Genomic DNA, 23192 nt, shown 5'->3' on the forward strand with positions numbered 1-23192 from the left:
CGTGATTTAAAAATGGGTTCATAAATGGTGTGGAGAAACAAAAGAAACCACAATTCATTACTGAAAATGTGTAATGTCTTTGTGGTCTCTTTTTGTTTTCTAAAAAAGGGAAAACGCATAAGATAAAGTGGCTTCTATTTCTTAGGAGGATAAAGCAATGACCTTTTCTAACTTACATCGAGAGCAGATTACTGCACAGCTAAAAACAAACAAATATGATGTTTTAGTCATTGGCGGCGGAATAACAGGAGCAGGAATTGCACTTGATGCCCAGATGCGTGGCATGAACACGGCGCTGGTCGAGATGCAGGATTTTGCGGCAGGGACATCCAGCCGATCGACTAAATTAGTCCATGGCGGTTTACGGTACTTAAAGCAAGGGGAGGTTAAAATGGTGGCTGAGGTCGGTAAAGAACGGGCCATTGTTTATGAAAATGGCCCCCATGTCACGACCCCAGAATGGATGCTTTTGCCCATGCATAAAGGAGGGACATTCGGAAAATGGACCACCTCAATCGGCTTATTACTCTATGATTTTCTTGCTGATGTAAAAAAATCAGAGCGGCGGACCATGCTCACAGCCGATGAAACATTAGCAAAGGAACCTCTAATTAAAAAGGACGGTCTGAAGGGTGGAGGCCTTTACGTAGAATATCGTACCGATGATGCAAGATTAACAATTGAAGTGATGAAGGCAGCCGTAGAGAAAGGTGCCACCGTTCTTAATTATTCAAAGGTTATAAAGCTTGTATACGAGAATGGAAGAGTGGTCGGAGCGCACATACAGGACCAGTTAACGGGAAAAGAATATGAAGTACGGGCTAAAAAAATCGTTAACGCCGCAGGCCCATGGGTAGATACGATTCGTGAAATGGATCAATCCAAAAAAGGGAAGACCCTTCAGCTATCAAAAGGGGTACACCTTGTCATTGATCAATCCCGTTTTCCATTAAAACAGGCCGTTTATTTTGATACACCAGATGGGAGGATGGTGTTTGCGATTCCCCGTGACGGCAAGACCTATGTGGGAACCACAGATACCTTCTATAATGAGGATGCCGTTAACCCTAGAATGACCGTCAGTGACCGCAGTTATATTATCAACGCCATCAATTACATGTTCCCTAGAGCGATTATAGGTGAACAAGATATTGAATCCAGTTGGGCCGGAGTTCGTCCGCTTATTTTTGAAGAAGGAAAAAGTGCCTCGGAAATTTCCCGGAAAGATGAAATTTGGGTATCGGATTCTGGATTAATCACCATCGCGGGCGGTAAATTAACAGGCTACCGAAAAATGGCAGAAATGGTGACAGATCTTTTAGCAACGAAATTTCATTTAGAAGAAGGCAGAAGGTATCCAGCGTGCCAAACACGACATCAACCTATTTCTGGAGGAGATGTCGGTGGCTCAGCGAATTTTTCTGAATATGTTTTAAAGCATTTGAAAAAAGGAGTGGACATTGGACTCTCCGATGTGGAGGCAGAAAAGCTGGTCAGAAGATATGGTTCTAATATTGAGCGTGTATTTGATTTATTGGCTTCCAATCTAGATGATGCTCAAAAATATCATTTACCGCTCGATGTCTTTGCGCAGCTTGTGTATGCGATGGAAGAGGAATTGATCGCCAACCCAATTGATTTCTTAAACCGACGGACAGGGGATCTGTTGTTTAATATTCAAAGGGTGCGAAAGTGGAATACACAAGTTATTTCTTTCATGGCAGACCGCTTTAATTGGACCGATGATGCAATTAAGAAGTATACATTGGAAGTTGAGAATGCTTTGAAGGCTTGTGTGATACCTGTTGATGAAGATATGGATGGTAGGAATGTGGTGAATAAAAATTAACCCATAATAAAGAATCGACCCCATTTATAGTAAAATGGGGTCGATTCTTTATATTGACAATTTCTTATTTGTTCCAAACATATTAACAATAAGTTATTCATTTTTAAGAAAAGTACACTAGAATTACTGCGCACCATTGATGTATTCTAGCTCATTCTGATTGTTTACTATCTTGTAATTCTTTCCCCATTCATACATCGCTTCTAGTATCGGCATTAAACTTTCCCCTTGAAAGGTCAGTGAATACTCTACTTTAGGAGGGACAACTGGGTAAACTTCGCGATGAATAATATCATCTTCTTCTAACTCTCTCAATTGATTCGCAAGCATTCGTTGGGTAATATCTGGAATTAACTTTCTGAGTTCGCCAAAACGTTTAGTTCCCTGTTTTCCTAAATACCATAAGATTAACATTTTCCATTTCCCGCCGATTATTGAAAGAGTAAGTTCCTTTTCACAATTAAATGTTTTTCCTCGTGGATTACTCATGTTATTTGCCTCCTATTGTTTGTTTTCATTAATGAATAATAAACTTCTAATTTAGTAAGTTTTCATTTTTTAAGTATACTTATGTATTTTTTAAAAAGATTGTAAAAAAACAACATTATATCTCATCCACTGGCGATTTTATCAAAAGGAAAAGACCACAAATTCGAATTTGTGGTCTATAGAATATTCTATTTAGGGTAATATTTTATTCAAGATTTGCATGCTTCCCATACATTTTATTGGAGTCTAGCCCTTTTTTCTCCATGAATCTTAAAATCAGGGCATCGTAAAATAACAACATTGTTTGTTCAAAAAGAGAACCCATTGGTTGAATCGTTTGGTAATCACCGGTTGATTGATCCTTTGGAGCACCCGGTAGCTTAACAACAATATCAGCTAGCTTTCCGATTGTAGAATCTGGAGAAATCGTAATGGCGGCGATGGTTCCACCAAAGTTTTTTGCTTTTTCAGCAATGGCAACCAAGGTTTTGGTTTCTCCTGAACCGGAGCCGATGATTAATAAATCACCTGGTTCTAAGTTTGCTGTTACCGTTTCCCCAACGATATAAGCATCAATTCCCATATGCATCATTCGCATCACAAACGATTTGCCCATAAAACCAGATCGGCCTGCTCCTGCAACAAAGATTTTGTTGGATTCAAGAATTTTAGTCACTAACTCCTCAGCCTCTTTGTCTGAGATTTGGTTTATAGTGCGACCTAATTCTTGAACCACTTCATCTAAATATTGTGTCGTAATCATGGTTTGATTTACCCTACTTGAACGGCAGTTTGTTTGATTAATTCTTGCATTTTAGCTGCCGTTGCTTTTTTATCTTCTTTGCTCGTAATCCCACCGCCTACAATCACTAAATCGGGTTGTTGTTTAATGACTTCTGGTAGTGATTCTAATTTAATTCCGCCAGCAACCGCTGTTTTTGCATTTTTAACAACACTTTTAATGGTAGCAAGATCTTCAAATGAGTTTTTACCAACAGCTTGAAGATCGTAACCTGTATGAACACAAATATAATCAACGCCAAGTTCATCTAATTCTTTTGCGCGAGCGGCAATATTTTTAACAGAGATCATATCGGCAAGAATTTGTTTGCCCTGCTTCTTCGCTTCTTCTACTGCTCCTTTAATCGATTCATCTTCAGCAGCACCAAGAATGGTAATAATGTCTGCACCAGCTGCAGAGGCTTGGCTCACTTCATATCCAGCTGCATCCATGATTTTAAGGTCAGCCAACACCGTTAATTGAGGAAACGCATTTTTTACTTCCTTAACCGCTTTAAGTCCTTCATTAATGACCACTGGTGTACCAATTTCAACAACATCCACATGATCCTTAACTTCTTCCACCAATTCAATTGCACCCTGAATATCGACAAGATCTAAAGCTAATTGTAATTTCATAATCATAGTCTCTCCTTTTTGGTTTGAATTTGTAAAGCTTAGATTCATTGTAATTCCAAGAAAATTATAAAAAAAGTACGCACTTTAAAATCAGATAGTGCGAAAAAGTATACTATGGGAGTCTATTGGTATACTTTTCCTCACTATATGAAAAGAAAGTGCGTACTTACGGTGAAACGATCTGCCATCTATAATTTTGATAAAAGGGTAATTTACAGAATTAACTGACATATTTCAAGCTCAAAAAAGTTAGGAGGGAAAATAATGAGTATATCAATTGTGAGTCCTGATATTCATGCTAAGGAATCTCTTAATATCATAAAAGATCAGAAGGTAGATTCGATGACATTTGTATTATTCGGGGCAACAGGAGATTTAGCGAAAAGAAAAATCTATCCTGCTTTGTTTAATTTATATTTAAATCAAAAACTACCAGATACTTTCCTTGTTGTGGGGGTTGGAAGAAGTTCATTATCTGATGCAGAATTCCAAGACCGTGTGACTCAATCGTTGTACACATATTCAAGACATTTGGTGAATGATAAGGCCAAAAAGAAAGAGTTTGTTAAAAAGTTTCGTTATAGTCAATTAGATATTACACATGTAGAGGGTTATAAGCAGTTGCTTGAACTTGTCCAACATAATGAACAAGAGCTGCAAGTAATGGAAAATCGTATGTTCTATTTATCTGTTGCTCCAGAATTCTTTGAGGTCATTAGTTTTAATATCCAAAAGAGTGGATTAGGGGAAACAAAAGGATGGAAACGATTAATCATCGAAAAACCGTTTGGACATGACCTAAAATCGGCACAAGAACAGAACGAAAAACTTAATAGAGTCTTCGAAGAAGATGAAATTTACCGGATTGATCATTATCTAGGGAAACCGATGGTCCAAAATTTAGAAGCATTAGCCTTTGCGAATCCAATCCTACAGTCATTATGGAGCAATCAATATATTGCCAATGTACAAATAACGGCTAGTGAGACTGTTGGTTTAGAAGGTCGAACTGGCTATTATGATAAGGCAGGGGCAATTCGTGATATGGTTCAAAACCATATGATGCAGCTTTTGATGATGACGGCCATGAGTCTTCCTAAGCGAATTAGTGCGCAGGCAATACGCGGGGAAAAAAGAAAGGTGATGGAATCACTTCGTCTTCTAGATAAAAAGGAAGTTGCAAAAAACGTCGTTCGTGGCCAATATGGACGAGGTGAAGTGAACGCTGAAGAGGTTATTGGGTACCTGGAGGAACCAGGTGTTGAAGAATCGTCTACTAACGATACGTTTATCTCTGCCCGCCTATGGGTAGATAATGACTTTTGGGAGGGTGTTCCATTCTATATACGAACTGGAAAAAGAATGAGGGAAAAATCAACAAAGATTGTAATTGAATTCAAGAATTCTCTAAAAGAATTATATTGTAGTGAAGTCCAAAATACGGAATCGAATCTACTAATCGTGCATGTGAATCCAAATGAAGGGGTATCGCTGCAATTGAATAGTAAAAATCCGATAAATGGAAAAATAGAGCCGATCATGGTTAACTTTTCAGCAAGCAAGGAGGACGTTCCCGAAGCTTACGAATTATTAATTTTTGATGCCCTAAAAGGCGATTCGACCTTTTTTGCTCATTGGCATGAAGTGGAATTATCTTGGAAATGGGTACAGCCTATTTTAGAAGCATTTGAAGAAAGTTTAGTCTCTATACAAACCTATTCGGCGGGTTCAATGGGTCCAGAAGCATCAAATTATTTATTGAATGAAGATGGGTTTAAGTGGCTGTAAAAAAATATGGTTAACATTAGGGGTTTGAGGTAATCGCTGCACAATGGCTATTGTGCAGTTACTTTTTGTGTGAAACTAAAAAAGGGTTATCTCAAATTACGTATTGAGCCAACCCTTCATAACTTTCATATATAAATCATCCCTTGTCTGGCATCGATTATAAGTCCAGGACAAGAGTTCCACACTTTCCTCTAGAAACACAAGTTAACATCACATTTGCATTTTTCTTCTCTTGATCTGATAGAAATAAATCTCGATGGTCAACTTCTCCTTCTAGGACGTCAACTTGACAACTGCCACACCCTCCAATTTTACAAGAGTAGGGAGCTTGGATATTATTCTTTAGTAATGTTTCAAGTAAGCTTTCTCCCTCTCTGACTTGTAACAACTGATTACTTTTATGTAATTTCACCTGAAATGGATGCTGAGGTCCTAAATCGGGGGGGCTAAATAATTCAAAATGAATACTACTTTCATGGTATCCATAGTATTTGGCTGCCACGGCATATTCTTTCATCATCGCTTCAGATCCACAAAAGTAGACATGCGTTCCGATTGGTTTATTTTCCATTAAAGGTGGTTTCATTTTCTTTTTTTTATTTGAAAAATAAAACTGTATCTCATTTGGATAATGATCTTTAAGGTAAGAATAAAACGCACATTGCTCTTTTGAAGGTGCTGCGTAATGCAGTTCGAAAGTCTTTCCTTTTGCTTTTAAATCAGCAGCCATTGCTAGGAAAGGGGTAATGCCAATCCCAGCAGCGAAAAACATATGATGCTTAGCCCTAAAGCTTAGCGGGAAGTGATTTCGAGGATAGCTAATCTCAAGTCGATCGCCTTCTTTTATTTCATGATGCCAGTAGGCTGATCCTCCTTTTGAGGAATCATTAAGTCGAACGGCAATTTGATAAATATCAGTTTTATTTGGAGAAGTGGTTAAGGAATAATGGCGCTCGAACTGTTTTTGATCCTGTTCTAAATAGGTAACGATATGAGAACCAGCAGAAAAGCGAGGCAATGGAGAGCCGTTTATCTGGGCTAGTTTAAAGCTTTTAACACTAGGGGATTCTTTTTTTATTTCCTTGACAATTACCTCAATGGTTGCAGTCATTAAACTCTTCCTTTCTTTTAACCTACTTTAATATAGCCAAGATAGGCATTTAGTCTTTTAGAAAAATGATTCGAGATCTGCAATGTTGTTTTACAATGACGGCAGTGTATTTCCTCTGCATGCTGTTTAAAATTGGAAGAGTAGCATTTAACGCAAAAAACGGTTTCCTCTTTTGGTCCTAACACGACCGATTGTATTTCATTTTCTGAAAAACCTGCCAAGTAGGCGATTTCTTTGATTTCTCCTATAAAAGCGGGATTCCCCGCAATAAGAAGATGGGTTCCGACTAGTTGTTTATAAAGAATAGTTTGGACATCATTCATTGAGAAAGGAATAAATAGAGAACGATCCTCAGCTGAAGCATGGTTCAAATTCAGATATATATTTTTCTTTATCCTTTGTTTTGCTAGGGTATCTAGGACATTCACTTTGTTAAGAAATTCAGGTTCTTCAAGAAACAAAAGCATTTTTTTCGCATTTTTCGGGATTATTAGATTAGTATCCATCTTTCTTACTCTCCTTTTACTCGATGGTTTTTTAAATACTCCGTTATTTTTTCTTTATATGAAATAAACCCCTTGTATTCAGCCATATAATCGGGTAAATCGGTCAAAATACGGTAAAATCGCTCCGACCATTCTTGGTTTTGAACTAATTCCTGTAAAGATATCAAATGGGTATGAATGCTAAATAGGATGCCGTTACTCCCTGGAAGGCGAAATAACCGTTGGTCTTCCACTCGCAAATGAACCAGCTCCCCGGCATTTTCAACTGTTACCTGGTCTTTTTTTGGTCCCCATAAATCAAACGTTTCTGGAAATGTATCTAAAATGGGTTCAACCGTAATCGTCCAATTTAATCGGGTCCATGGGCTTCCTGCTTCCATTCTCAGTAGGAAATTTCTGACCTTTTCTACAAGACCGCTTGAGGTAAAATGTGGGACAGGGGAATGAAATTCGGTATATGTCATACCAAGATTAAAAGCAATCGACCAGTTGGCAGGAAAACAGAGCTGTCCTGCATCCATATAAAGATCGCCATCTCTCTGAGCTATATAGACTAAATCTTCTTGAATATGACGTCCGATAAAATCTAAAGGTTCATATGGTAGAGTAGTAGAATCCCCAAAAATAAACGATTGCTCTTCCCCTAATAAATGATTGGTGAATGTCCAATGGTCCTCGCTTTTATCTAAATGGAAATAATTAGGAAAGGCAGATGTCATTTCATTCATAATCAGTTCAAGAATTTCCCATTGGGCATCTATTGAATGAGAAAAGGATTGATAAGCTTGATTCTTTGTCGCACTTAATATCAATTTTTTCTTCTCAATTTCATAAAAATAATCTGGTGTAATAGTCAGTACTAAGGGTGGGTCTAATGCAACGGAATTATTGGAATACCGATAGGAATCTCCCTTAAAAGGAAAAGGGAAACGTTCCATTAATGGCTGAAAAGGGATTTTTTCTTGAGTCATTTGTGTTTGATTCATAGGATCCTCCTAAATGTGTTTTGTTTGAGATTAGTATTTTTAAAGAAAAACGAATAGAAGGGGATGCTAGATCCTTCTATTCGCATATAAAATAATAGCTATTTTTCACATGAATGCTTCTTCAGGGAGGCGATGGGCCGCATAAACTGCGTCTCCATCACTTTCACCATCAAAGACAACCGTTGTATCGGGAGTGAAAATTAATACATCCCCTTTTTCTGCTACATATTTTTCACCTTGATCGTCGATAATGACAATTTTTCCATTAAGGACAACCTTCATTTCTAAATACGTATAAGTAAAAGTAAAACTTTCACCAGGCTGCATAGAAAAGTAACCAAGTTGTAAAGGTTTATCTTGTTTGGTAACAGGTACATCAATGATTTGACTTTTTAAAGCTGGGATTTGAAGCAACTCATTTAATTCTTTTTTGGGATATGTACCTGCCTTAATTAACTGCACACCTGGTTCTTGACTTAAATAAGTAAAATCTGTTTTCATCATTGTTTTTTCGCTCATTTTATTCACTCCTATTTATTAGATTAATACTTTAGGAAAAAGTATTGTTGAACACCCATAACGTTACATGAGAAAAAAAAGATGTGATAGCTCGTTTTCTCAATATATGGGATAAGATACAAAAACACGTTATATAACCTTACAACTGTTTCGGTTTTTACAATAATTCGAATGAGAACAGTTTTAAAGTTAGGATAAGACAAACAAGATGTAGCTTGGGGGTGGCAAATGGCGAAAACTAGACAAAGGAAGTACATAAAAAATCAAACTGTTTAGCAAGAATCAGTCACTAAGGAAAGGAGGAGTGTCGATTGTCTGAGACCATTCGAAAGTCTATTAAAATTTTGACAGCTCTTAAGCCACAGGAGGAAAAGATGGAGTGGAGTGCTACTGAAATTAGTAGAGAACTTGATATGCCTGTTCAAACCGTTCATCGGATCCTTTCTTCGCTTGAGGAAAGTGGAGTTGTTTATAAAAACTTTGAAACAAAGAAGTATCGTTTAGGGTTAACTTTACTTAAAATTGGATTTTCGTTACGAAATGAATTATTAGTAAGAAATTTTGCGATTCCCATTATGGAAAGATTAATGAAGAAAACGAAAGAAAGTGTTTATTTAACCGTACCTGAAGGGGAAGAAGGTGTATTTATTGACTGCATGAATACGATGCAATGGCTCAAGTTGGCAGAACCAATTGGTATGAGGGTTCCTCTATGTACGGGAGCATCGCAGAAGGTGATTTTGGCCTTTATGAATCGAAATTCTCAGCAAAATATCATCAAAATGCTTAGTAAAAAAGGAAAAGTGAAAGATGAACAAAAATTAAAAAAGGATATCATGATGATTGAAAAATGTGGGTTTGCTTTATCATTTGGGGAAATAACAGAAGGAACCGCTAGTGTCGCAGCCCCAGTTTTTTCATGGGAGGATGAGGTTGTTGCCTCACTCACGGTGAATGGGCCAGAAGCAAGGTTTTCGGAAATTCGACTAAGAGAAATCGAAGTTTCAGTACGAAAAGCTGCGGAAGAATTATCAGAACAATTAGGTTGGCTTAAACAAGCTTCAAAATATATTTAGAAGCAACAAAGATGAATAAGAGAGTTGATTATTCTATATTTAACGGGAAAAAGGAGGAAAATATGAAAAATCTACTAAAAACCAAAGGAACTCTTTTTATTTCTGTTCTGTTTCTTTCATTTCTTTTACCTGTAAATGCATTTGCTGCTACACCAGGAGAATTGGATACGGGAGATACTACTTGGGTTTTAATTGCCTCGGGTCTTGTATTGTTTATGCATGTACCAGGTCTTGCACTTTTTTATGGGGGGTTGGTTAGTCAGCGGAATGTCGTCTCCACCTTAATGCATAGTTTTGTGAGTCTATTAATTGTGAGTGTAGTGTGGGTTTTATGGGGTTATAGTTTTAGCTATGGAACCAGCATCGGTGGATTTATGGGCGGTTTTGATTATATTGGTTTTAAAGGAGTCGGGCCTGAAGTATATGGTTCATTAACAATCCCTCATTATTTGTTTGCTCTACTGCAAATCGTTTATGTAGCGATTACAGTTGCGATCATCTCTAGTGGAATCTCTGGAAGGATTTCCTTTAAGGCATGGATTTTATTTACGATCTTATGGCCCACGGTTGTGTATGCTCCAATGGCACATATGGTGTGGGGCGGTGGTCTTCTCGCTCAATTGGGTGAGCTCGATTTTGCTGGAGGAACCGTTGTCCATATTACTTCAGGTGTTGCAGCTTTAGTGGCCGCGATTATGATAGGTCCTAGAAAAGGGTATACCACCGAACAAAAGCCACATAATGTTGTGTTGTTCTTGTTTGGAGCAGCGACTTTATGGTTTGGCTGGTTTGGCTTTAATGGTGGTAGTGCATTAGCTTCAGGCAGTCTCACTTCGTTAGTTCTTCTCAATACTCATATTGCTGGGGCAGCAGCGGGGATCGGGTGGTTGGTTATCGAGTGGATGATGCGCAAACGGCCAACACTAGTGGGGACCGCAACAGGAGCCATTGCAGGGCTAGTTGCGATTACCCCGGCTGCAGGCTATGTCTCTGTTCCTTCCGCCCTTATCATTGGCTTAATTGGTGCCCCAGTATGCTATTTCAGTATTTACTATTTGAAAGCAAAATTAAAGTATGATGATACGTTAGATGCTTTTGGTGTTCATGGAATGACAGGAATTTGGGGAGCCATTGCGACAGGTCTTTTTGCTAGTAAGGAGATCAATCCTGCTGGAAATGGGTTGTTTTATGGAAATCCAGAACAAGTGCTTCACCAGTTGACTGGTGTAGGGGCGGCGATTCTTTTAACGGTCGTCGGTACGTTTGTTATTTTAAAAGTTATTAGCTTAATTACGCCATTACGAGTAAGTGAAAAGGAGGAGCTGGTAGGATTGGATGTAAGTTCCCATGCTGAACCTGCATATAATATAGAAGAAGAGCAACCATACCAAAGTTTTGAGCATTATGAGGTAAAGAATGCTCATTAAGAAATAAAGAGTAGACTAAAAGGCCATCCGTTCAGATTCAGGAGGAATCTAAACTGGATGGCTTTTATTTATTTTATTCAAACAACGTTTCATACATTTGTAAATATCTTTTTATATTGTTTAGGTGTTAAATGAATGAACTTTTTGAAACCTTTAATGAAGTGAGCCTGATCATAGTAACCATTTTCATAGATAATATCTAGTAAATCTTTTCCATTTCTATCTAAATACATATCTAACGTATTTTGGAAGCGAACGATTTGACAAAATTGCTTAGGAGAGAAGCCAATATAGGATTCAAACTTCCTGCGTATATGCTGTTCTGAATAGCCAATGGAATCGGATAAGTCCTGGACATTAACGGTTCCCCGTGACGAATAAATCTGATCAATGGCATATCTAACCATTTTTTGATCTTTTTCTAATTTTAACTGTTTTTCTTGTAAATACTCTCCAAACAATTGGATTCTCTCGCTAAATGACTTCCCCGAAATGATTAGCTCCACCATCGGCTCCGCCTCATTCAAAACCTCAATTAACGGAATTTGCTGAGCAAGAAGGAGGTCCATTGATTCATTTAATTTGAAAATACTTTGTTCAGGGAAAAATCGAACCCCGAAGTATTGGCAATCTTTTCGAAATTCTGGCTGTTTTTTTCTGTGTAAAGGACTAGTCCAAAGATAAGCAGTTGGATTTGTAGGATCACAGCAGAATAAAAAATCAAAACATCCATCTGGAATAAGGGATAGAAACGTAGAGTTGTCTGCCTTTGTAGTGAATTGATAGAACAAGGCAACATTCTGGCTATACCATCCACCCGCGGGTTTAAGTTCTTGATAGAAAAGTGTATTTTGTTTGATTTCTGGTTGAGAAGGAAAATAGATTTGGTTATCTAATAAAGGACTCATTTTGTAGTACTCCTTTCTTAACAGTAATTGATAACAGAATATGATTGGATGAAAAAAATTAGTGGAATAGTTAGAATTCATAAAAAAATAATAATAACATTTCTATGTTTATTACAGTGATATGTAAGAATTTCTAACATAGAAAATCAAAAAACATAACACAGGTTCGTTTTTTACAATAAATTCGACAAAAAACTAGGTATTCTAAGAGTGTAGTTAAGATTAACTCAAAAAAAGTCAATTTAAATTTATCAAATATTGGGAGGCAAACTCATGAAAGCATCCGAAATGAAAGTAAATCAAGCGACACATCCTTTAGAACCATTAACATCGGAGGAAATCACAAAAGCAGTAGCGATTTTAAGAAGTGAAATGAATGTAACTCAATCTGCTAGGTTTGCACAGGTGGTCTTAAATGAACCTGAAAAAGAATTGGTTCTTAATTTTAAAGAGGGAGATTCATTTGAAAGAGAAGTTTTTATTATTCTATTAGAGCCAGAAACGAATGAAACGTTTGAAGCGATCGTCTCTCTAACAAAAGAACAAGTGGTTTCCTATGAATTTATTCCAGATGTTCGACCAGGTTTTATCCTGGATGAATTTGAAGCAGTCGAAGAATTAGTGAAAAATGACCCAGATTATCAAGCTGCCCTTTTAAAACGCGGCATTACCGATCCAAGTTTAGTGATGATTGATCCATGGTCTTCAGGTTACTTTGGGATCCCAGAAGATGAAGGGAAACGACTTGTTCGTGCGTTAGCTTGGGTAAGGCCAGCTGAAGGTGAAAATGGATATGCGTATCCAGTTACAGGTCTAATTCCGGTAGTTGATGTGAATAAAATGGAAATTATCCGCATTGAAGACTACGGAGTGAAACCAATTCCGCCAACAGATGGTGCTTATACTCCGGAAGAAGCAAATAGTTACCCGATTGATATTCGCCAAGACGTAAAACCATTGGATATCATTCAACCTGAAGGCCCAAGCTTCGAAATTGATGGTCATTTCATTAAGTGGCAAAAATGGAATATTCGTTTTGGATTTACGCCAAGAGAAGGGCTTGTTCTTCACACTGTAGGATATGAGGATAAAGCAAAAGTTCGTCCAATTCTTTACCGTGCGGCCCTTTCTGAAATGGTGGTACCTTACAGTGATACAAATCCAGCTCATAACTGGCAAAATGCGTTCGATGCAGGGGAATACGGAATTGGTCAGCTTGCCAATTCTTTGGAGTTAGGTTGTGACTGTGTAGGGTTTATTAAATACTTTGATGCCGTAATGTCAAATAGTAAAGGCGAACCATTTACCGTGAAAAATGCCGTTTGTCTTCATGAAGAAGATTATGGCGTTGCATGGAAGCATACAGATTGGAGGACAAACAGAGTAGAAGTTAGGCGTTCTCGTCGTCTTGTAATCTCATTCTTTGCGACAGTTGCAAACTATGATTATGGATTCTTTTGGTCCTTCTATCCAGATGGAACGATCGAATGTGAAGTGAAATTAACTGGTATTTTAAATGTAGGTGCTTTGGATGAAGGGGAAGTTCCTAAATATGGAACAGAGGTTGCACCACAGGTGAACGCGCCATATCATCAGCATTTCTTTAACTTCCGAATCGATCCTATCCTTGATGGGGTGAATAACTCATTGGTTGAATCTTATACAGTCGCAGAAAAGGCAGGTCCAGAAAATCCAAATAACAATGCCTTCTATACGATAGCAAAAGCCTTTAAAACAGAATCAGAATCCGTAAGTAATATTGATTTGGCTACTCAAAAAACATGGAAAATTGTCAATCCGAATTCGAAAAATTTTGTTGGCCAACCAGTCGGATATAAAATTGTCACGGGTGAAAACTGTTTTCCGTTCGCAACAGATGAGGCTAGTGTTATTAAACGTGCAGGATTTATCAAGAATCATCTCCATGTTACAAAATATGACCGTGACCAAATGTATGCTTCTGGAAAATATCCGAACCAATCAAAAGGAGGAGATAGCTTAGAGCATTATGTAAAAGCTGACCGTAATATTGAAAATGAAGATATTGTTGTGTGGTACACAATGGGGCATCACCATATTACTCGACCAGAAGACTGGCCGGTTATGCCAACTGCGTATCAAAGCTTCCAATTGAAACCAGTCGGATTCTTTGACCGTAACCCAGCTCTAGACCTGCCGCGTCCAAAGGCAAAAACATCTTGCAGCATGACAAAAGGTGATTCCTGCCATCAATAAGAAAGAAACGGGAGTTGGTTTTTTAACCAGCTCCCGTATTATAAATGGAGGTGAAGGCATGTTAGTTTTAATTAGTTCAGCAATGATCGTTGTTTACACATTATTTTTTAGTCTTTACATTGCTTCAAGAAAACATATTGTGAGTCCAGCAACAGGAAAATGTATTTCGATGGCATTAGGAATGGTAAGCAGTACAATGATTGGTCTCATCATTGCTCTATTAATACCAGGAGAACTAGCGTATGCTACCGTAGTATCCATTATCGTTAGCGGTGTATTTACCTATTTCATTGGCAAACATTTCGGAGCTTCGGGAATCATTGAAGCATTGTCTGCCAGCTTTATGGGAGCGATGATGGGAGCGATGCTTGGAGATATGACCCCAGAAAACCGTCAAACGTTTATCATGGTTGCTATGGATATCATCTATTTATTATCTATCATATCTTTAATGTTTATGGTTAATAAAGAGGTTGTAAAACAGAATGCCATGATTAAAACCAAATTAACCCCGCTTTTGCTATCATTCGTTCTTTCCATTTCAGTAATAGGAATTGCAGTAACAGTGGAGACACGTACCCATGTTCCGGTTGATATGCCGGAGATGAATATGAATCATCAACACCAGCATTAAACTGAAAATAAATGAAGCCTAAGGAGGAATTGGTATGTTGCGTAAAAAACGGAATATGGTCTTATTCACATTTCTTGCCATTCTTTTCATTGTTCCAATCAATGCGTTTGCAGCCACAACAACACCCGTAGTTGATTCAGGAGATACAACCTGGATGTTAATTTCAACGGCAATCGTCATCTTCATGCATGTTCCAGGCTTAGCTCTCTTTTATGGAGGATTAGTAAGTGATCGAAACGTTGTTTCAACCATGATGCATAGCTTTGTCAGCCTGTTAATCGTCACGCTCGTATGGGTATTATGGGGTTACACTCTTAGCTTTGGACCTGATAAAGGCGGACTGATAGGTGGGTTGGACTACTTAGGATTTCATGGGGTTGGAGGAGAAGCTGCATTTGGGTCTTACACCATTCCGCATTATACTTTTGCTATCTTCCAATGTGCATTTGCCGCTATTACCGTTGCCATCATTTCTGGGGGGATTGCAGGAAGAATTTCTTTCCCAGCTTGGATTCTCTTTAGTTTGTTATGGGTTACCTTTATTTATGCTCCGATGGCTCATTGGGTTTGGGGAGGCGGTTTTTTAGCTAAACTTGGTGAACTCGACTTTGCTGGTGGTACAGTTGTTCATATATTATCTGGGGTAAGTGCTCTTGCGGCCGCTATTATTATTGGACCTAGGTATGAACATTTGAAGAAAAAACACAGTCCACATAACATCGTTCTATTCTTAATAGGTGCTGCAACACTTTGGTTTGGGTGGTTTGGCTTCAATGCAGGGAGTGCTTTAGGTGCAAATGGTGTAACTGCTCTTGCCTTTGCGAATACCCAAGTTGCGGCAGCCGCTGGTGGTGTGTGCTGGCTACTAATTGAATGGAAAGTCCGCAAACGACCAACTTTAGTCGGGGCAGCTACAGGAGCAATCGCTGGTTTAGTAGGAATCACTCCTGCAGCAGGGTTTGTAACTGTTCCTTCAGCCATCATTATTGGCTTACTTTCCGCGCCGGTAAGTTATTATGGAATTAACTTTATTAAAGAAAAATTCAAATATGATGATACATTAGATGCATTTGGTGTTCATGGTCTATCTGGAATTTGGGGATCACTTGCAACAGGTCTTTTTGCCACAACAAGTGTGAATTCAGCGGGTAATGACGGATTGTTTTATGGGAATCCTGAATTGATTTTACACCAAGCTTTGGGAGTGGCAACAGCGATCGTTCTTGGTGTTGTCGGAACGTTTATCATCTTAAAAATCGTAAAACTATTTGTGCCTTTACGTGTTACCCAAGAAGAAGAATTAATGGGATTAGACATTAGTCTACATGAAGAGATCGCTTATAGTTCAACGGTTCAACCTTTAGAAACACCTAATGATTCATATGTATCGTAAATAGTCTTAGACTGAAAAAGTATCAGTATAGTAATTAAAGGTTTTCATTTTAAAACAAGCACTCGTTTTTTAGATGCTTGTTTTTTCTTTTGATTGAAATGACTTGTAATAATTGATAAAACAGATAAATTTTTTAAACTATAAGATTGCAAATAGTATAAAAATGGTAAAATAAATTGAGATGATAAGGAAATTCTTTACACTGGGATTTTGGTCTTATTGAGTTGTGCAAGAATGATCAGAAGGTTAAGGTGAAATAATTATGACAAAAACAAAGCAAAAAATTATTACCCACTTATGGTATGACAAGGAAGCAAAAGAAGCAGCGGAGTTTTACGCATCCATATTCCCAGACTCAAAAATTACAAATGTATCTACAATTCATAACACACCATCAGGCGACTCCGATATAGTCTCTTTTGATCTTTGGGGTCAGAAGTTCATGGCAATTAGTGCAGGGCCTTTTTTCAAATTCAATCCATCTGTGTCTTTCATAGTTAATTTTGATCCATCGCGAGAAGAAGACGCCGGAGAAAAAATAAATGAGGTTTGGAACAAATTGTCCGAAGGTGGCACAGTGCTCATGCATCTTGATGAATATCCTTTTAGTAAGAGGTATGGCTGGATTCAGGACAAGTATGGTTTGTCCTGGCAGTTAATGCTTACCAATCCAGAAGGTGAAGAGCGGCCTCCGATAATGCCATTTCTATTGTTTGTGGGAGATAAATGTGGCAATGCGGAAGAGGCGCTTAAATTTTATTTATCAGTTTTTAAGAACGGAAAGCAGGGGCTTATCGCTCGTTATCCTAAAGGTATGGAACCAGACAAAGAAGGAACAATCATGTTTTCTGATTTCTTACTTGAAGATCAGTGGTTTGCCGCAATGGATAGCGCCCATGAACATAAGTTCAATTTTAATGAGGCAATCTCATTTATGGTGTATTGCGATACTCAAGTAGAGATTGATTATTACTGGGAAAAACTCTCTGCGGTTCCTGAAGCAGAGCAATGTGGCTGGCTAAAGGATAAGTTCGGTGTATCCTGGCAGATTGTGCCAACTGATATGGACGAGATGATGAGTAAGAGTACACCTGAGCAACTTGCGCGCGTAACGAAAGCTTTTCTTAAAATGAAGAAGTTTGATCTTGTGGAACTACAGAAAGCTTACAATGGGTAATGTGTTGTGAAATAAGAAGACAAAAAACGTGAAGATATACAGTTTAGGGGATGGTCGCAATAGGGCATCCCTTTTTTAATTGTTGAAAATTCAGAATATTTATGTTAATTTCTTATAGAAGATGATAGATAATATATCCTTACTACCATTTAATCCTATTGTAAAAGAAAGCGATACATCATTTTCTAGAGTAATTTTTGGGTTTCTAAAAATTAAAACGTTTTCATAAGGAGATTCCTTAACCAATTCACTATTCATTCCATAAGGAGTTCGATTTTTATAAAATTTGTTCTAGTTATCTCCATAACTTGACACTTATATGATGATTATACATGATGGAAGGAGGCTCTAGTAGTTATTTTAGACCTATTAATAGAGTAACAGATGAGTAAGGACAACTTATGCACTAAACGATAGTCTTCTAATATTTCATTTTTAGGGGGATTCAGATGGATGTTAGTGGAATTTTAAAGGTAGTTGCAGAAAGTAAACGAGTTGATCCAAGTGAAGAAAAACAATTAAACACATCGATTGGCAGTGGTAAAGCCTTTCAAGAACTTCTTCAAAAATCCAAACAAGATCCCGAGGCTTTTTGGAATGATGTGGCGCGATTATTTCCGTGCTCGCATGCTTTCGCATTGGGGCTATTTATAATACCGTATTTTCAGGTTACTCTGAAAAGTCTTTGAAGGACCGTCTTGTTAGCTTTGAGCCAAAGATTATCGTGACCACGGACGCTACTACAAGACGGGGAAACATGGTTCTCTTGAAAGAAAAAGTGGATGCAGTCATTCCTGATATTCCGTCTATTGAAGCAGTGATTGTTGTAAATCGCTTAAACACTGAAATCAATATGAAAGATGGACGTGATTTCTGGTGGGAGGACCTTACGAAAAAGGCGAGTATCCATTGTGAACCTGAGAGATTAGAGGCCAATGATTATGGTATTGTGTTTTATACAAGCGGCACAACAGGAAAGCCAAAGGGGGTCGTTCATTCAGGAATGGCCTTTGTCATCCAAAATTACATTTATAGCAAATATCATATGGATCATCATAATGACGATGTTTTCTGGTGTTCGGCGGATATTGGCTGGTTGACGATGCATATTTGGGGCATTGCTGGTGCATTAGCAAATGGGGTTACCACGGTTGTATATGAAGGAGCAATCGACTATCCAACAAAGGACAGATTTTATCAGGTGATTGAGAAATACCGTGTCAATAAAGTGTTTACTGCTCCAACGGCATTGCGCATGTTAAAGAGTTTAGGTGAAAAAGTTTTGAATCAATTTGATCTATCCTGCTTGGATGTCATTTCCCTAGTTGGTGAACCTTTTGATCCAGAATCATGGCAATGGACGTATGAAGTACTGGGAAAGAAAAAGATATGTGTCAATAATACATGGGGACAAACGGAAACAGCCGGTTGTCCAATTGCTGGTGCAGCATGGTTAACCCCAATGAAGCCTGGATCAGCCGGAATGCAATTTTTAGGAGCTGATATAGCTGTAGTGGATGAAGAGGGAAAGCCGGTTAAACCGGGTACATTAGGAAATTTAATTATTAGAAAACCATTTCCAATGCTGTGTCGCACACTTTGGAAGGAACCCGAGCGCTACATTTCCTCTTATTTTAGCCAAGTAGAAGGGAGCTATTTTGCTAGTGATTTGGCTCTAATTGATGAAGATGGCTATGTATGGGTCGTTGGTCGTTCTGACGATGCATTCAATGTTGCCGGGCATCGCTTAAGTACAATGGAAATTGAAAGTGCAGTGCTTGAATGTGAAGGGGTTGCTGAGGCGGCTGTCATTGGTGTCCCGGATGAAATTAAAGGAGAGGTACCGCTCGTATTTGCCCGGGTAAATGACCCTTCTCTTGGGACAGATCATTTAAAAGAAAAAATAAATGAACGGATTATCCAGCTTATCGGAAAAATCGCTCTGCCTAAAACCATCATTTTCACTGAAACACTCCCAAAAACAGTAAGCGGAAAAATCATGCGCCGGCTATTAAAGGAAATTTTCTTATCAGGAAAAGTCTCAGGTGACATTACAGGGCTTGAAGATCCAGCAACAGTAGCGCAAATTCAAACAATTATTAATGAAAGGTATACTGTAAAGTAATTCGATAAGGCAATTGTATGGCTATCCATAATATTATAAAACGAGTAAGGTTCACGAATAATATCTGTGAGCCTCTTCTTTTTTTAAGGGTGCTTTTATCAAACAAATACCCAAAATATGGTTGACACTAATAGATTACAAATGTAATATAGATGACATGTGGATTACATTTGTAATACGGGAGGTGTATTGTATATATGAAAGAATTACCTAAAATATCGGAAGCCGAATTGGAAATTATGAAAGTTCTTTGGGCAAAATCTCCTCAAACAGCGAATGAGATAATTGAAAAGCTTGAATTAACGATGGATTGGAAACCGAAAACGATTCGAACGCTAATTAACAGATTAGTACAAAAAGAAGCGGTTGCTTATCATCAAGAAAAAGGGCGTATGTATGAATATTTTCCATTGGTCTCTCAAGATAGCTATTTACAAGTAGAAACAAGATCCTTACTCAAACGTTTCTATGGTGCAGCCTTTAAACCGTTACTTGTAAATTTCTTGAAAGAAGAAAAACTATCACCAGAAGACATTAGCGAACTCAAGCAAATACTAGACCAGAAGACAGAAGAGAATCAGAGGAAGGAAAGGTAAAAATGATTGATATTTTTCTAGACAGCTATCTTCCTCGATTATTTGACTGGGTGATAGAAACATCTATTATGGCAAGTATACTGGTTGCACTCATCATAGGTGTTAAAATCTTACTAAGAAACAGGCTTACCCCAAGGTGGCACTTTCTACTTTGGATGATTTTAATTGTGCGACTCATACTACCGTGGTCACCAGATAGTTCTTATAGTATTTATTCTATTCTTTCAAAGAGTTATGAAAAGGCCATTTCTATTCCAAGCCAACCAGTAGTTTCTTCAGAAAACGAAACTACGCAAGAAACGACAGCGGTTGTATCTGGTACGAGGGCATTCAAAGAAGAGGAACACTTATCTGCTGGTTCACGACAAACAACCAAGAATAGTAAAACAGAATCAACAGTTCCTATTGAGAAGCAAAAGGAAGAACCAATTTCCTTACAAACTATTGCTTTATACACTTGGTTAGCAGGTGTTATTGGATTAGGTTTCGTAACTTATCTAATCAATCAAAAATTAAACCGATACATACAACAACAACCAGTTATTACGGATAAAAGGATTGTTAAAATATTCGAGAATTGTAAGCAATCTATGTCTGTTCAACAAAGTATCCCATTACTCTTAGCTGGTAAAATCTCTAGTCCGACAGTCCTTGGTTTTTTTCGCCCCAGGATATTACTGTCAAATGTTTATTTTAGTCAACTAACTGACCAACAATTACAACATATTTTTTATCATGAGTTAGCCCACATTAAACGAAGAGACGTTGGTGTTAATTGGCTAATGCATAGTTTACTAATCTTTAATTGGTTTAATCCAATTCTATGGTTTGCCTATGTTTGGATGCGAGAGGATCAGGAACTTGCATGTGATGCATATGCACTGACGTTTATGGAGGAAGAGGAAAAAATCCCATATGGACTTACCATTATAAGTCTTTTAGAACACTACTCAAAAAATTATCAAATACCTAGTTTGGCTAATTTAAGTAGAAATAAAAGAATCTTAAAGAGGAGAATTTTTATGATTAAAAAATTTCAAAAGAAATCATATGGCTGGTCTATACTTGGAATTGTTGTAGTGATGATTATTTCATCGCTATCCTTACTGAATGCACATGCAGATAGTTTAAATGAAAAGCAGGAAAAGCAAGTGGAAACGAAAGAAACAGCAAATGCGAATGTTCAATCGAATGGATTCGATCCAAGATTGAAAAAATTTATTGCAGAACAAGCCGAGGAATTTAAAAATACAACAAACTTCAATCAATATACTGCGAAGTTCAATCATTTAGTGTCGGAATTTGCCAATCAGTACACTGGATATCCTACAGTTGAAGCTGCATACGATTTTGAAAATTTACGAACGTTGATACAATTGGGATCAACCATTAACTTTTCTTCGGATCAATTACAAAAACAAGGTAATGAAACAGATGAAAGAATCGTTCGAGCGAAACGTGTGCCGGAATACGTAAAACAAATTTTGAACGACCTTGATGTTGTCATGAATAAAAATGGCAAAGGCAAAACGTATGGAGTGTTACACCAGTTGGACGGAGAACATGTTATAGATTTAGAAAAGTTTGCATATCACGAACAAGAATTTCCTGCTGAACTTAAGGAATATGATATTCAAAATTATAAAATCGCGGAAGTTGAATCGAGCAGATTGGACCCAAGAATGAAAAAACTTATCTCTGAACAAGCGGACATATTTAAAAATACAACCGACATCAATGAATATTCCAAAAAGATTGAACAATTAGGTCAAGAATTTGGAAAATTGCCAACTTTTTCTTATAACGTTAAAGTTGCATACGATTTTGAAAATTTTCGAAGGTTGATAGCATGGGAACAACACTATTCCTATGTTATATCTGTTGAAAAACAACAAGGTATTGATACAACAGAGAGTATGGAGTTAATCAAAGAAACATTTGAATACATAAAACAAGTTCTAAACGACCTTGATGTTGCAATGAATAAAAATGGTAAAGGCGAAACGTATGGAGTGTTACACCAGTTGGATGGAGAACATGTAATAGAATTAGAAAAGTTTATATATGGTGAACAAGGATTTCCTGCTGAAGTTAAAGATTATTATACCCAACTGATTCAAAGGAGAGAATAAGTTATTTGCTCCTATCAATGATTGTGATATAGGGTCCTTAAGCTAAGAGTTAGCAAGAGTAGAAGATCTGCTAGGTACGGGATTTTCGTCAGTTCCATATTTATTACCCGTGTTGCAAGGAAATGAACAAGAGAAATTAGCCAACAAACTTCTCCTTAGAGATGAATGTCCTTCTTGGTTATATGAGATTAAGATGGGAGCACCTTCTATTTGCGAAAGCTGGGATGCATACGCAGAAGATGGAACGCCAAGTAAGTATTCCATGAACCATTTTGCATTTGGCTGTGTGTAGCGAATATCTTTTTCGAACAAATCTAGGCATTCATTCTTTAAAGCCAGGATTCAGTTGCTTATCAAACCAGATTTGGAATGTGGCCTTACCTATGTACAAGGAGCGCATGATTGTATATGCGGGATGATTGAAGTTTCCTGGAGGATTGTTGGCTCTCATGCCACGATGGATGTTGTCATTACCCCAGATGTTCAGGCAGGTTTTTTAATACCTCTAGAGTTTTGCCGAGGCGTCTTATAGATACAAATATCTAATCTTCAGTCATAATAATTACGTCTTATAGCTACGAAAAAAAAACGCTATGTCCCGTAATTGTCCCGTTTGAGTGGTCGGAAATCAAATACGTTAACATAGCGTTTTTAACGTTTAGCGTCCCGAAGAGGATTCGAACCTCCGACCTACAGTTTAGGAAACTGTTGCTCTATCCTGCTGAGCTATCGGGACAAGTTAAATAAAATTATTTAGTTCAAACACACAACTATTGAACCCGTCCTGATCTCAGTATGATTACTCAAGAAGCAGTTCGATCA

At 37.7% G+C, this 23192-nt stretch carries 22 protein-coding genes and 1 tRNA gene; 14 read left to right on the top strand and 9 right to left on the bottom strand.

The features are described from left to right. Window positions 1–157: 157 nt before the first annotated feature. Entirely contained in the window at window positions 158–1849 is a 1692-nt protein-coding gene (locus tag JOC76_RS22550) for a glycerol-3-phosphate dehydrogenase/oxidase (RefSeq protein WP_205181027.1), read from the top strand. Between the two features lie 123 nt (window positions 1850–1972). Here JOC76_RS22550 and JOC76_RS22555 read toward each other — a convergent pair whose 3' ends face one another. From JOC76_RS22555 to hxlA, 3 genes are all read right to left on the bottom strand, one after another. Next, window positions 1973–2338: a winged helix-turn-helix transcriptional regulator gene (locus tag JOC76_RS22555; protein WP_205181028.1), complete on the bottom strand. Its 366-nt coding sequence runs from the start codon at window positions 2336–2338 to the stop codon at window positions 1973–1975. Between the two features lie 205 nt (window positions 2339–2543). Beyond that, on the bottom strand, window positions 2544–3101 hold the full coding sequence (hxlB, locus tag JOC76_RS22560; protein WP_205181029.1) for a 6-phospho-3-hexuloisomerase: 558 nt from the start codon (window positions 3099–3101) through the stop codon (window positions 2544–2546). An 8-nt stretch (window positions 3102–3109) separates the two neighbouring features. Further along, on the bottom strand, window positions 3110–3757 hold the full coding sequence (hxlA, locus tag JOC76_RS22565; protein WP_205181030.1) for a 3-hexulose-6-phosphate synthase: 648 nt from the start codon (window positions 3755–3757) through the stop codon (window positions 3110–3112). A 342-nt stretch (window positions 3758–4099) separates the two neighbouring features. Here hxlA and zwf point away from each other — a divergent pair, with 342 nt between their 5' ends. After that, window positions 4100–5545, top strand: a complete 1446-nt coding sequence (gene zwf / locus JOC76_RS22570; protein ID WP_239557904.1) for a glucose-6-phosphate dehydrogenase — start codon at window positions 4100–4102, stop codon at window positions 5543–5545. A 157-nt stretch (window positions 5546–5702) separates the two neighbouring features. Here the strand turns inward: zwf and JOC76_RS22575 are convergent, their stop codons facing one another. From JOC76_RS22575 to JOC76_RS22590, 4 genes are all read right to left on the bottom strand, one after another. After that, window positions 5703–6656: a PDR/VanB family oxidoreductase gene (locus JOC76_RS22575; protein WP_205181032.1), complete on the bottom strand. Its 954-nt coding sequence runs from the start codon at window positions 6654–6656 to the stop codon at window positions 5703–5705. 17 nt (window positions 6657–6673) lie between these two features. Beyond that, on the bottom strand, window positions 6674–7162 hold the full coding sequence (locus JOC76_RS22580; RefSeq protein ID WP_205181033.1) for a dimethylamine monooxygenase subunit DmmA family protein: 489 nt from the start codon (window positions 7160–7162) through the stop codon (window positions 6674–6676). Window positions 7163–7167: 5 nt separating this feature from the next. Next, complete coding sequence (locus tag JOC76_RS22585; protein ID WP_239557896.1) at window positions 7168–8148, bottom strand: heme-dependent oxidative N-demethylase family protein; 981 nt, start codon at window positions 8146–8148, stop codon at window positions 7168–7170. Window positions 8149–8253: 105 nt separating this feature from the next. Beyond that, the gene (locus JOC76_RS22590) at window positions 8254–8667 is read right to left on the bottom strand and encodes a cupin domain-containing protein (RefSeq protein WP_205181034.1); all 414 of its coding nucleotides are present in this window, start codon (window positions 8665–8667) and stop codon (window positions 8254–8256) included. A 311-nt stretch (window positions 8668–8978) separates the two neighbouring features. Here JOC76_RS22590 and JOC76_RS22595 point away from each other — a divergent pair, with 311 nt between their 5' ends. Both JOC76_RS22595 and JOC76_RS22600 read left to right on the top strand, forming a co-directional pair. Then, window positions 8979–9743 carry an IclR family transcriptional regulator gene (locus JOC76_RS22595; RefSeq protein WP_205181035.1) on the top strand — a complete coding sequence of 255 codons (765 nt, stop codon included), beginning with the start codon at window positions 8979–8981 and terminating at the stop codon, window positions 9741–9743. 161 nt (window positions 9744–9904) lie between these two features. Further along, window positions 9905–11170, top strand: coding sequence for an ammonium transporter (locus tag JOC76_RS22600; RefSeq protein WP_205181050.1), 1266 nt, complete (start codon window positions 9905–9907; stop codon window positions 11168–11170). An 89-nt stretch (window positions 11171–11259) separates the two neighbouring features. Here the strand turns inward: JOC76_RS22600 and JOC76_RS22605 are convergent, their stop codons facing one another. Then, window positions 11260–12078, bottom strand: a complete 819-nt coding sequence (locus JOC76_RS22605; protein ID WP_205181036.1) for a helix-turn-helix domain-containing protein — start codon at window positions 12076–12078, stop codon at window positions 11260–11262. A gap of 273 nt (window positions 12079–12351) precedes the next feature. On the opposite strand from JOC76_RS22605, the gene JOC76_RS22610 reads away from it, so the two are divergent. The 10 genes from JOC76_RS22610 (at window position 12352) to JOC76_RS22650 (ending at window position 22902) form a co-directional block, all read left to right on the top strand. Beyond that, window positions 12352–14313: a primary-amine oxidase gene (locus JOC76_RS22610; protein WP_205181037.1), complete on the top strand. Its 1962-nt coding sequence runs from the start codon at window positions 12352–12354 to the stop codon at window positions 14311–14313. A 58-nt stretch (window positions 14314–14371) separates the two neighbouring features. Next, window positions 14372–14947: a hypothetical protein gene (locus JOC76_RS22615; protein WP_205181038.1), complete on the top strand. Its 576-nt coding sequence runs from the start codon at window positions 14372–14374 to the stop codon at window positions 14945–14947. Between the two features lie 154 nt (window positions 14948–15101). Further along, window positions 15102–16340 (top strand): ammonium transporter, encoded by a 1239-nt coding sequence (locus JOC76_RS22620; RefSeq protein WP_239557905.1) that lies wholly within the window; start codon window positions 15102–15104, stop codon window positions 16338–16340. A 262-nt stretch (window positions 16341–16602) separates the two neighbouring features. After that, the gene (locus JOC76_RS22625) at window positions 16603–17517 is read left to right on the top strand and encodes a VOC family protein (protein ID WP_205181040.1); all 915 of its coding nucleotides are present in this window, start codon (window positions 16603–16605) and stop codon (window positions 17515–17517) included. 449 nt (window positions 17518–17966) lie between these two features. After that, on the top strand, window positions 17967–18206 hold the full coding sequence (locus JOC76_RS30180) for a hypothetical protein (protein WP_239557897.1): 240 nt from the start codon (window positions 17967–17969) through the stop codon (window positions 18204–18206). Next, on the top strand, window positions 18137–19642 hold the full coding sequence (locus JOC76_RS30765) for an acetate--CoA ligase (RefSeq protein ID WP_307784755.1): 1506 nt from the start codon (window positions 18137–18139) through the stop codon (window positions 19640–19642). Before JOC76_RS30180 ends, JOC76_RS30765 begins: the two co-directional genes overlap by 70 nt. Window positions 19643–19839: 197 nt before the next feature. Further along, window positions 19840–20238 (top strand): BlaI/MecI/CopY family transcriptional regulator, encoded by a 399-nt coding sequence (locus JOC76_RS22635; protein WP_205181041.1) that lies wholly within the window; start codon window positions 19840–19842, stop codon window positions 20236–20238. Between the two features lie 2 nt (window positions 20239–20240). Then, on the top strand, window positions 20241–22370 hold the full coding sequence (locus JOC76_RS22640) for a M56 family metallopeptidase (RefSeq protein ID WP_205181042.1): 2130 nt from the start codon (window positions 20241–20243) through the stop codon (window positions 22368–22370). Between the two features lie 67 nt (window positions 22371–22437). After that, complete coding sequence (locus tag JOC76_RS22645; protein WP_275591401.1) at window positions 22438–22662, top strand: alpha-L-rhamnosidase-related protein; 225 nt, start codon at window positions 22438–22440, stop codon at window positions 22660–22662. Between the two features lie 54 nt (window positions 22663–22716). Beyond that, a complete protein-coding gene (locus JOC76_RS22650) occupies window positions 22717–22902 on the top strand; it encodes an alpha-L-rhamnosidase C-terminal domain-containing protein (RefSeq protein WP_205181044.1) in 186 nt (61 codons plus the stop codon). Between the two features lie 130 nt (window positions 22903–23032). On the opposite strand, the gene JOC76_RS22655 is transcribed toward JOC76_RS22650, so the two are convergent. Further along, window positions 23033–23106 (bottom strand) — tRNA-Arg (locus tag JOC76_RS22655). Window positions 23107–23192: the final 86 nt, after the last annotated feature.

This window comes from Neobacillus cucumis, from assembly GCF_016908975.1.
GTDB lineage: Bacteria > Bacillota > Bacilli > Bacillales > Cytobacillaceae > Neobacillus > Neobacillus cucumis.